This window comes from Nitrospirota bacterium, assembly GCA_016207885.1.
In the GTDB taxonomy this organism is placed as follows: Bacteria; Nitrospirota; Thermodesulfovibrionia; order UBA6902; family UBA6902; genus JACQZG01.
Genome location: JACQZE010000030.1, coordinates 1 through 12,056, shown reverse-complemented (window position 1 = coordinate 12,056; position 12,056 = coordinate 1). Strand labels below are relative to the sequence as shown.

General features: G+C 47.8%; 4 protein-coding genes. All 4 read right to left on the bottom strand.

Annotated elements, in window-relative coordinates:
* Window positions 1-14: 14 nt before the first annotated feature.
* The gene (locus tag HY807_11810) at window positions 15-5,786 is read right to left on the bottom strand and encodes a CxxxxCH/CxxCH domain-containing protein (protein MBI4827083.1); all 5,772 of its coding nucleotides are present in this window, start codon (window positions 5,784-5,786) and stop codon (window positions 15-17) included.
* 64 nt (window positions 5,787-5,850) lie between these two features.
* Window positions 5,851-8,844, bottom strand: a complete 2,994-nt coding sequence (locus HY807_11805) for a CxxxxCH/CxxCH domain-containing protein (protein MBI4827082.1) — start codon at window positions 8,842-8,844, stop codon at window positions 5,851-5,853.
* Complete coding sequence (locus HY807_11800) at window positions 8,729-10,066, bottom strand: hypothetical protein (GenBank protein ID MBI4827081.1); 1,338 nt, start codon at window positions 10,064-10,066, stop codon at window positions 8,729-8,731. The genes HY807_11805 and HY807_11800 overlap by 116 nt, the downstream gene beginning before the upstream one ends.
* Window positions 10,067-10,077: 11 nt before the next feature.
* Window positions 10,078-12,056: CxxxxCH/CxxCH domain-containing protein (locus HY807_11795; GenBank protein ID MBI4827080.1), on the bottom strand; the 1,979-nt coding region annotated here is incomplete at its 5' end.

Below are 12,056 nucleotides of genomic sequence, written 5' to 3'. Positions count from 1 at the left end.
TCTACCCCCCCGCTCTAAAATGCTTCCCATACCGGGGTTGTGCTGAAATGACAGCTTACGCTCGAGCAAGTCTTCGGATTCACCGCTGAAGACGTAGCGCTTACACCGTTATAAGTCGGGTTGGTTCCGCTTAAGACAAAGCTGAAGCCTGCGGCTCCGCCGTACTTATACGTCCCGTCGCCAAAGTTGATCGAGCGGACTGTGCTGCCGCCTGTTGTATGGTTGCCGACCGTGTTAGTATGACAGGTTCCGCAAACATTTGCAGGCTCACCAACACCAAAGGTCTGGTTTGATGTGGAAAGAACATATGTAATAGCAAGCCTTGTCTTAATGTGATTTATATGCTTAGCGTGCGCTCCCCATCCTTGATTGGTCGGGTCATCCCTATGCGGAAGCTTGCCCCAGGTGCCGCCTGTCCAGACACCGCTCGCATAAACTGATCCAGCATTATCATAATCATGGCATCCGCCGCATCCGCCGCCTGCAGCATTAACTGCACCATTGATATGCAGAGAAGGATCCAGGAATGTTCCGTCATTATTCAAATGTGTATGACAGCCGATACAATCAGCGATCACCATACCGCCTGCATGGCTCGATGGAGGTGACGCATGACACATATTACAGTCACCGGCAAGGCTTGGCGTGCCGCTGAGATAGGCTGTATTTGTCCATGAGACTGCCGCGTTGGCAGTAGTAGGACTGTAGCCGCCCCATGATTTACCATAATGGCAATATGTATTTGTACAGCTCGGACTTGCATAGTTCGGAGCTGTGGTTGAACCAACATTTGTCGTTGCCAGAGTGCCGAAGGTCAATTCAGCAGGAAGCGCAGTGTCAATATGTCCTGATGCGTTAGCCGATGCAGGAACAGCGTGGCACTCATTACAAGCTATATCACTGCTGTAATTGCTTACTGAGTTAAGATGCGCATTATGGGCTCCAACCTGGCTGTCAGTCGCAAGAGAGTCGCCATTGGTGTCAAGTCCTGTGCCATTAAATCCAGGCGCTGCTGTAGCGGTCATTGAAGCATATTGGACTGAGGTCGTGCCGACTACACCGTGACACTTCACGCATGTAGCGTCAGTTGTCTGTGTGCCCCACTTCACGGTCTTTGAACCATGACATTTTGTCGTACATGTACCGCCGTCAGAAACATATGTATAAGCAGTTACGCTTGCACCGGCAACATCATAAGCCTTGTTAAGATGCTTTGAAGTATCGGAGATAGTATTTGAGCCGGTGACCGTGCCGCTGTGGCAGTCAACACATACATAGCCTGATGTTGTCACATGCTGTGCGTGCGTATTGGCCTTAGGTGAATTGTTTGTATAGCTCGGCCCTGTTGATGTGCCGCCTGTATGACAATCCGCACAGGTCTTGCTGCCGCTCCAGAATATTGCGGCATGCGTCGCTGAAGCAACAGTAAATGTTGTGCCCTGGCTATGGCAATAAGTGTTAGAACACTGTGAGCCTGCCCATGAGCCGCCGACTGAAGAAGCGTCAAAGTCAACATTCCTTGTGCCGTTCACATGTGTTGTTGTATATGTGCCGTTCAGAGTAGCAGATGCGGTTGAATCAGCTGCTACTGCCACGTTTGCATGACACTTGTAACATGCGTACTTATAATTGGCTGCTGTGCCGACATGCTTCGTATGCGGCGTAGAAGCAGGCGGTGTTGCCGCCGCAACTCCATGACAGGTGCCGCAGGCTGCGGCGCCTCCCCATGCGGGATTTGTATAAGCAGATGGCGTTGCCATGCCGTCGCTGTGGCAGTTGTTTGTAGAACAGCTTCCGTACCCTCCGCCCGGCGCATGATCACCAGGCGTAGTGCCTCCGGAATATGTGCCTGAAGCTAAAGTGACATTTACAGTGTTGTTAGCATGTAAGGTTGAATTTGTCGCACTGGCAGTGTAGCCGGTGTGGCAATTAGAACAGGTCAGATTATAGTTTCCTGCCCCGCTGTTTGCATGTTTTATATGGCTTGATGTTCCTGATGCGGTTGTCATATCAACATGACAGCCTGCGCAGCCCAACGTTCCGGCGCCCCATAAAGGCGATTTATATGATGAAGGAACACCAACACCGCTTGCGCCCTGTACATTACTGTGGCAATAAAGTGTAGTACATGTCTGATATGATGAACTCGGGGCCAGGTTGTTTATCATGCCTGATGCCGCTGAGTTATATTTTGCATTTGATCCGAACTGCGCGTTTGAAGTGTTCAGGCTCCACTGAACCGTTCCGCTTACATGTCCTACTCCGCCTGCGCCGTTTGCGCCATGACAATCCGAACAGACAAGGTTCACCTGACTGCTGCCGGCATGACGGGCATGATTGCCAAGGGTCGGAGGATTGGCTGCTGTTGCCTTATGGCAATTGCCGCATGCGACCGTCCCGTTCCACTGAGCAGTGGTTGAGGTACCGTCAAGTGTTGCTCCATGACAATAAACAGATGAACAATTGAGCCCTCCTGCGCCTGCGACATTATTATAACTTACGCCTATCTGGCCGCTGTAAGTGCCGGATGTTGAGCCGAATGCGCTAAAGCTGATACTTATATCACCCTGACTTGCATAAACAAGACTTGCCTGAGGCATCGCTTGATTATTATGACAGTAATTACATGTATATCCAAGTGTTGTGTAATGAGTATTATGCGCTCCTACAGTTACAGAACCTGTTGTAAACGGGCTGCTGGCAAGCGGGCCGGCAGGCGCGCCTGCTCCCGGAGGATTACCGTGACAACTTCCGCAGTCAGGAGGCATGAATCCAACTTTATGCTTATGGCAGGCTATGCAATCAGTCGCATTCGCAGTCTGATGATTATTGCCGGAATATGTCGCTTGATCATAAGCATGAACATTAACACCATTTACTTTCGCTGCATCATATGTATGGCACACCTCGCAAATACGGTTAGAACTCGTCCTTCCGCTTGGACTGGTATCAGAATCATCACCAAAAACTCCGGAGGCTCCTGTGCTGCTGCTGATCTGTGTAAAGACAACAGGCTGGCTGTCGCCTGGCAATGTTCCCGATGCCGGATTAGGCGTTACAATAGAACTCCTGATCTTCTTTATGTTAGTTGCGTCAGATGTAGTATGACATGTCATGCAGTCAAATTCGCCGTATCTGCCGCCCGGAACACCCCATCCTCCCGATGATGACCACCTCGTTGAGCCGGTGTTTACCGAGTTATGAATGATCCTGTTGCCAACTGTTGTTGTTGCCGTTGCAGCGGCAGGAGATGTATGGCCGGTTGCTGTTACTCCGATAGTCGTGATATTGATTTGATCAAGTACAGCTCCAATCTTTGAAGTCACTGTAAGTGTAACACTGCCTTTCTGCCCCGGATTAAGCGTCTTGCTCGGAAGGCTGAGCGTTGAAGCATCAAAATGAGTTGATGGGGCATTTGATTCACTGTCAATATTGATATTATAGATAACTGATGTACACCCTGATCCGGTGTCTGTATTCTGCACCGTTACAGTATATTCAATGTTACCGCCGATAGCAACATTACCTGAGTCAGGCCCGATGATAAGATATGGTATGTTTGCATTGCAATCAACCACATTTATGAAGGTCGTAACATTATTGGAATTAACCACATTCAGATGATTTGGATCGGTACCCTCATAGGTTGCATTTGTCAGGCTCTGCCCTGTCGTCTTGCCGGCTGTAGCTGTCACTGTTACGATTCTGGTAGTTTGAGCTCCCGGAGCAAGCGTCGCAGTTAATGAGCTCAATATGGGAGCCTCAAAGTTATTTCCACCGTCAGTATCAGACACCGTAAGATCAAATGTTGTATTTCCACATCCTCCGTAATCATTATTGATCACAGTAAGTATGTAATCTTTTGTGCCGCCATTTGTAGTGATAAACCCTTGAATAGCGCCTGTATCAGTCTCCAGCGTTAAAGTCGGATCATTCCGGACACAAGCAGCAAGAGTTGAAAAGCTTTGCGGCGTTGTCCAGGCAGGTATATTTCCAAGGGTATCCTTTGCCTTTACACGCCAGAAATATGTAGGGCCGGCAGCAAGTGTTGGCGCATAGCTTGTGCCTGCCTGCCACCCGCCTGTCTGCGGAGCAGAAAAGCCAACATCTGTATCAACCTCAAAATAGTAGTCAACAAAACCGCTTCCCGCATCAGTTGCAATTGTAGAATTCACTGTAGTGCTGGTCGGCAGATCAAATGCCCCGTCAGCAGGAGTTGTTGCGGCAAGTCCTACAGGCGCCTTTCTGTCAATCCAAACCTGGTAAACAGACGTCTTTGTCGCTTCAGTCCAATTGAGATTATCTTTAGAATAATATCTGACGTCATAGACACATTCATTATCTACTCCGCAGTTAGACGTCATGGTGTTCCCGCCGAGAACTACCGGCGTACAACCTACACCGAAACAGCCATATATGCCGGTTGCCGCTGTAACACCTGAACCTGAACCGTCATTCGGTGTAAGCGTTACGGTCTTTTCTGTTAACAGCCAAGCGGTTGATACAATATCATCAGTTGTAGTTGGAGCCGTAACATCCACTGTCAGCGGAACTGCCGTACCGGTACCAACTCCACCTGTGGATGTTCCCCGAATATTAATTGTAAGAGAACCTGTAAGGCCTGTCGGGCTTGCTGTACATGTCCAGGGTGAAGCCGAACCAGTGAGAACACCTGCTACCCATGTTCCACCGTTAGTTGTATATTCACACCCGGTCACCGTAGATTCAGCATCTGAAAGTGATGCCGTGATCACAGGCGCGCTTGTTGTATATGTAGTGCTGATCGGAGTCACATTTACGGTGCCAACTATAGGCGGTGTTGAATCAACAACAGCGAAGAGAGACGGACTGGTAAACTGCGGATTTGTCAGCGGCGTATTGTTTTGCGCTGCAACCGCTGTAAGACCGAATCCCTGATATGAGATATAGTTACCATTAGTAGCTGAAAAATATACATAGTAGCGATTATTTGTAGTAAGCGTTGTCCCGGTGACATTCAGACTACAACGGTAAGCACCTGGTGTAGTCGCGCCATATGCTCCACACGTAACCCCCCAAGTACCTGCAGGCGTGGTTCCAGCATTATCACGATATCTGGTTAATGCCCACGTAATGGTTCCGGGGTTAAAATTCACGCCGGTTGCGTCTATGAATCTGAAATCAAATGGATAATTAAAGGCTGCAGCATTTGTTATATCGCCGTATGTGCTTGGCTGTATCTCAACATAACGACGATCCCCTGCAACTCCGGCAGTGCTTATTTTCACATATTGTGTTGCCTGGACTCGTTGAGCATCAACTGTACCTGCCGCTGCATTGACAACACGGAACGTAAAATCCGCTATATCTCCGGCTGCCTTTGTGCAGGTTCCGCCGGTGTTAATCGTAATAGGCCAGTCATATACACCGCCACCCACAGCAGCAAAAGTGCCGTTCGTAAAGTCAGTTCCAGCGGTCATCGTGCACACGGTTCCATTCAGTTTCACTCGGGCAGATGTTAATGTTATAGCAGTATTAGTTAGCCCGGTTATGCCTGCGCCGGTTGCCTGATCTAAAACCTTCAGACGAATCTTAAACTGAGTGCCGACAGTAACATTATATTGAGATACATTACCGGTTGTTCCGCTGTCAGCTGAAATCACATAGTGTTTACCGGTGGCGCCGGCAGCATATGCTTCATACGCAAATTTTACTCCGAATACTATAAACATAGTGAAGACCAGCACGAGACTGATCTTTGCCATCCAGTTCATGCTACTGACCTTATTTGATATTATCCTTCCCATACTGATCTCTCCTCACTTTGTATTCTATTTTCAATTATTATCATCCGTATCTTCATATCACACCCTACTGTGCCAGGCCCTTATGGCAGGCATTACAGGACAGAGGACCTGCCTTCTCCCATTCCATCGGGGTGCCATTATGGCAGGCAGTTGTCAGACAGGTACCGGCACTGTAACTTGGAATTATCTTATTAATATCATATGAATTAGATGCCTTATACCCGTTTGTTCTGGTCCAACTGTTATTTATCTCACTAACTGTCGTAATGTAATCGCGTACCTGCGCCCTTGACTTGATAGTAGTGGCGCTTGCAAATGATACGTTAACAGTTCCATTAATGTGAGATAGATTATCTGTCTTAACGTACATAGTTCCCTGCGGCGAAGCAGTGTGACAGGTTGTACAAAGCGTATTCTTGTCATTGTAAGAAACTGCTACCGTGCTGTTATAGCATATACTACAGTTTATCGTTGTCGAGGATAATGGATCTCCATGAGCCGCACCTGACGCACCTGTCTGGCTCATCTCACCGGATGTGCCGGAGAACAGATCTTTATAGTGGACACCCACAACATGTTTAGCGTGAGCTGTCGAGCCCTCAGTGCCTCCGGTATTTGGAGAGTTGCCATGGCATTGAGCACACCTGTCCAAAGAACTCCATGGCTCAGAAGTAACACTGCCGCTTGAAGTAATTGTAACATCATACCAGTTAGGTGTTTCCTTGAAAGCATAAGCGCTCGTTGCTGAAGAAACATATCCGTTGCTATGGCAATATATTCCGTTACATATAACGCTTGTTCCCGATACCCTGGTCGGATTCACCCATTCACCGCCAGCATATGGCCCTGTCGCAGCATTCTTTGTCTTAACCGTTCCTGCCGCTGCGTGCGCCGGGTTCAGGTCAAGCTCAACTATGCCGTTATTACGTATTGTAGGATCATCCATAGGATGACATGTGCCGCAGGCATATTTCGGGAAGCCGTCTCTATATGATATGTTATATATCCAGGACGGATCACCATAGTCTCCTGCTGTCAGAAGCTTGGCAGCGCGCACTTCATAAGTGTCGCCATTCACAACACTGAAAGGCAATGCCGCAGCAATCGTTATTGTTGTAGCTGTATTTGCAGTGACCTTAGCCTGGTCATAGATATTAGAACCGCTATTTAACCTGACATACTTGCCAATCAAACTATTATCAACCCAGCTTTGCGAAGTGTCTTCAAGTGTCGTAGTCGTTCCGCTTGTAGCGGTACCGGCGAATTGGAATGTTGAAAGCATATAATCCGGGTCGGTATGCAATACATGCGCGCCGATCAGAGGCCTGCTGCTCTCAAACGAATGGCAATCTATACAAGCATCCACATCCCATTCCAGAGAGCCATTCAAATGCTTGGTCTTATCAGTAAATCCAATGTTATTACCTGCCACATGTGTATGACAAGCAGTACAGTTTGAGGAGTAATTCTCATGCGGATATAGAGGTGGATTGCCATGGCATTTACCACATCCTGAACCGCCAAGGTAGGCAGGGTCTCCCCATATAGGACTCGGTCCGGATCCCTGCGGCCCGAGGTCATCTCCAAGGTCATTGGTCTCACGAACGCCTGCATGGCAATAAGTATTTGAACACTGCCTGGTCGGACTTCCTGAGTATGTCGGCACCATAGCAGATGTATATACTGTTCCAACTAATCTGTTATGTGTTGCCATGCTGGCAAAAGTGAGTTCAGCAGGCACTGCCGTATCATTATGGCCGGCATCTGACGGACTTGTCGGTGTTATATGGCACTTATCACATGTAATAGGAATAGAATAGTTATGAGTAGCTGAAAGATGTGAAACGTGTGTGCCGGCATATACGCTGCCTGTGCTTCCTGCAGTATCTTTAAAGCCCAAGCCTGCCTGTGCCGTAGCAGCTGAACCATGGCATTTCTCACATGTTGGAGACGCTGAGGATGCACCCCAGTTCTTGGTTCCGCGTCCGTGACAATTGCTTGTTGAACATGTTCCGTAACCATTGCCAGGAGGATTAGACCCTGCCTGCGAATAGGTTGTTCCTGCAGCCTGGCTTGTGAAAGACAGATCAATATTAGCGTTAGCATGAGGCGGATAAGTTACAGTAGTCGGTGAGTATCCGGCACCATGACACATTGAACATGAAAATTGAGCGACACCCGGCGTATTTGTGTGCCTCTTATGTGTGCCAAGAGTTAAATCTTCTGTTGTTGACATATCTGTATGACAGCTTGAGCAGGTCATGGCACCTGCGCCCCAAGTAGGCGTTGCATATATTGTAGCGCCTGAAGCTCCGCCCGGAGCTTGAACGTTGCTGTGGCAGTATATAGTAGAGCATGATGAGTATCCTGAACCTGCAGCATGCTTTGCAACATTTGACGCATAGTTATTTGTAACATCAATGTCGCCGTCGATATGCGCTGTACCGCCGCTTGTATCCTTTACAGTGCCGTCATGGCAGTTACCGCATAATGCGCTGGATGCGAGATGCTTATTATGACTTCCGGTTGCAGGCGCTCCATTTACATCGATTGCATGGCATGATCCGCAGTTGGAAGTCGTTCCCCAAACCGGCGTAGTGACCGTACCGGAACCATATGCACTTGAATGACATGTTGCTAATGTACATGATGAATATCCTGAACCTGAAGCATGTTTGGCTACATTAGAAGGATAGCCAAGGTCACCATCTGTTGAATCTTTTACATCTACATTTCCATCAAGATGGTCAGGGTCAGAAGGCGGTGACACTGACTGCACCGCATCTTTATGACAGTTTCCGCAAGCGATGTAACTGCCGTTTACCTTTTCTGTAAGGTGCGTAGTATGGCTGCCTGTTGTTGGAACAGCGCCATGACATTGCGAACACTGCGCTACAGTGGTTCCCCATATTGGAGAACTCAGAGAATTAGTGGTGCCGTCATTATGACAGACAGCGGCCGTACATGTTCCATAACCATTGCCGGGAGCACCGCCTGAAGTATATGAGTTTGCTACATCTATTAAAAAGTGAATTACCGTCAGCAGACTGGGCTGCACTATGACAGTAAACTGTGCATGTCTTGGCCCCTGTAGCACTTACGGTAGTAGCGGCGCTTGTGGTTAAAGCATCATATCCTACACCTGACTGGCCGTCATAATTACCGCCCTGAATAGTGCCGCTTGCTATATAAAAGCCGATTGATATATCACGTGACCCGCCGTTATTATGTGCGCCTGAAGGAACATTATTGTAATGACATGTATCACATACAAATGATTTTGTATTTACGTGTAAATTATGAGCCCCGGGTGTAGTTGAGCTTGTTGTCCCGGGAATACTTACCATTGTCCCTAAATCAACAGGAGGCTGTCCATGGCAGTCAGTACATCCAACAGCAAATGCCTTTGAGTGAAAATGGCACTCACTACAATCCATTCCTGCATTATGGCCGTCAGAAGAATTATATGTATAATGCGTGTGATCTAAAGGATTATTATTATGGCAAACGTTACAGACGCCGGTCCATCCACCGGTTGCGGATGTATCACCCATATCTGTGTTTATACCGTCTGCCACCATAAAGCTTATAGGATTCGTAATTGTACTGCCGTTAGGCCATGTATCAGAGGCGTTTGGAGAAGTAATGGTTTGCCTTATCATCTTTATATTTGTAGTTGAACCAGCTTTTGTGTGGCAGGTCGCGCATACGAACTCACCGTATTTCCCGCCGGCTACGCCCCATGTTCCTTCTGTAGAGTTGCCAACCGTGGTGCTGTTGTGAATTAGACGGTTATAAGAAACAGTGACATCAGGATCTGAGCCTCCGAACTGAACCCATGCGCTTGTGCCTGTGCCGTCACTAACTCTTGCCTGCCATTTATATAACTTACCAACTACAAGGCCGGAGCAGGGTGCTGTTGCGTCATCTCCGCTTAATACATAAGGACTGTTGCAATTTGGCGCATTAGCAAAAGTGTTCGCACTTTCTATAAACTCAACCTGGAGCTGAACATTGTCTAAGTCAGGATCACTAATTGTAGCAAATACCCTGACAGTGACCTCTTCAGTCGTTCCGCCTTGTGGTATGACAGTCACTCCATTTGTTTTATACTGAGTAACTCCGGCAGGGGAATCGGGAACTGCGGCAATAGCCGCACCGGTAAAGAAAACAGCCAAAAGCATTGTTTGAACAATTAGCATCATCCCTAATGTATTAACTTTTTTTGTCTTCATCTTAATTACCGTTTCCCTTATATCGATTATTTTTTTATTTATCATCAGCTATCACCTTATTTTGTTAAATCCGTGTGACAGTTATTACAGGTTACACCTGTGTCACCCCATTTAACCGAGTTACCGTTATGACAGGCGACAGTTGAACATGTGTTTGTAATATTGTCAAACATTGTAGGTGTATTAAGAGCGATATTCGCCTGGTCATATGCACCAGCAGCTTTATAAGATACCCCGGAAGCTGCCCTGTTCCAGCTCTGATTGAGATCAGTTATAGTTGTTATATTATCACGTACCTGAGCCTTTGACTTTACATTAATCGCATTGAACGCTACATCTGGCGTTCCGTTAACATGTGTTGTAGCGGATGCGTATATAACAGCGAACTCGTTGCCGGTTGCCGGTGTATTAGTATCAGTATGACATATTGTACATGTATTATTTCCGGCATTTGCAGTCTGTGTCACAGTGTTATTATGACATGTGCTGCAGCTTATTGTTGTTGAATAAGTAGAGCTGCCATGTGAGTTTGTATTCGCAGTTCCGGAAGTATTTGCAAGGCCTGTTGAACCGGTGTATATACCTGCATAATGTATACCAACGACATGGCTGTCATGTGAATTACTGGTCGGCGAATTACCGTGACAGTCATCACACTTGTCGCCGACAAAGTTACCTGCAAACCACTCAGGAGATGTCTTATACCCATATCCGGGATTTGCAAATCCGTCACTGTGACAGTATACGCTTGAGCAGGTCACACTTGAACGCTGAGCCTGTGAGTAGCTCTCAGAGCCATTCTTTGCCTTCAATGTACCTGTTGCTCCTGTGTCAGATGAAGCGAAGTTCAAATTAACAACTCCATTATTATGTGTAGCATCTGACTGGGGGTGGCAATATCCGCAACCTATGTCAGGAGTTCCGCCAGTATTGCTGTATGAGTACCAGTTATTAACGGTATAGTCACCATAGGAACTGGTTGTGATCGCACCGACATATGCTGTCTGAACATGGAATGCATGACCCCTGTCACCGCCTGTGGGCCCGCCAAGATTTGAGTGACAGTCTGTACATGAATCACCCATCTGTCCCCATGTCCTTGTGGCCCCGCCGCCGTGGCAGGAGACCGTTGAACATGATCCGTAACCATATCCCGGCGCGTGATTTCCTGTGCCTGAACTGTCACCATTATAACCGAAGGATACAACTCCACCCTGTGCAACGTTGATTATATTATTGATATGAACAGGTGAATTAAGATCAGGCTCTGTTGTGTTATCTCCATAAACATCATGACACTGGACACATGTGCCGCCTGTGCGTGTTATATGAGTTGTATGATTGGCTGTTGTAGGCTGCATTGAACCATTAAAATCATGGCATGTTGTACAAGTGGCTGGAGTGCCCCATGTTGCCGTTACCTTCTGCGTAATTGTTGTACCGCTGGCATCCTGACCGTTTGTATGACAGCTTGCCGTTGAACATGTTGTGTATATGCTGCCCTTAGCCTTGTTGTCAGTATAGCCGACGCTGGCTAATGTGTCTATGTCTCCGTCAGCATGTTCAGTTGACGGCTTGGTTGCTGATGTTGTACCTGCGTTATGGCAGTTGACGCAGACGATGCTGCTGCCGTTAACCTTAACAGTAGCAGACATGTGAGCGCTGTGGCTGCCTGTTGCCGGGCCGGTTGCGCCTATCGCTGTAGTGTGACATGCTGAACACCCGTTGCCTGTGCTGCCCCATACCGGCGTAGCTACTGTCCCTGAAGCGTACACGTCAGCATGACAGCTTGCTGTTGAACAGGTTGTGTATACGCTGCCCTTAACCTTGTTGTCTGTATAACCTACATTGTTCGTGTCTATGTCTCCGTCAGCATGTTCAGTTGACGGCTTGGTTGCTGATGTTGTGCCTGCGTTATGACAGAGCGTACAGGTAGTCTCGGCATGCAACGCATGGCCGCCAGTTGCCGGGCCGGTTGCGCCTATCGCTGTAGTGTGACATGCTGAACACCCGTTGCCTGTGCTGCCCCATACCG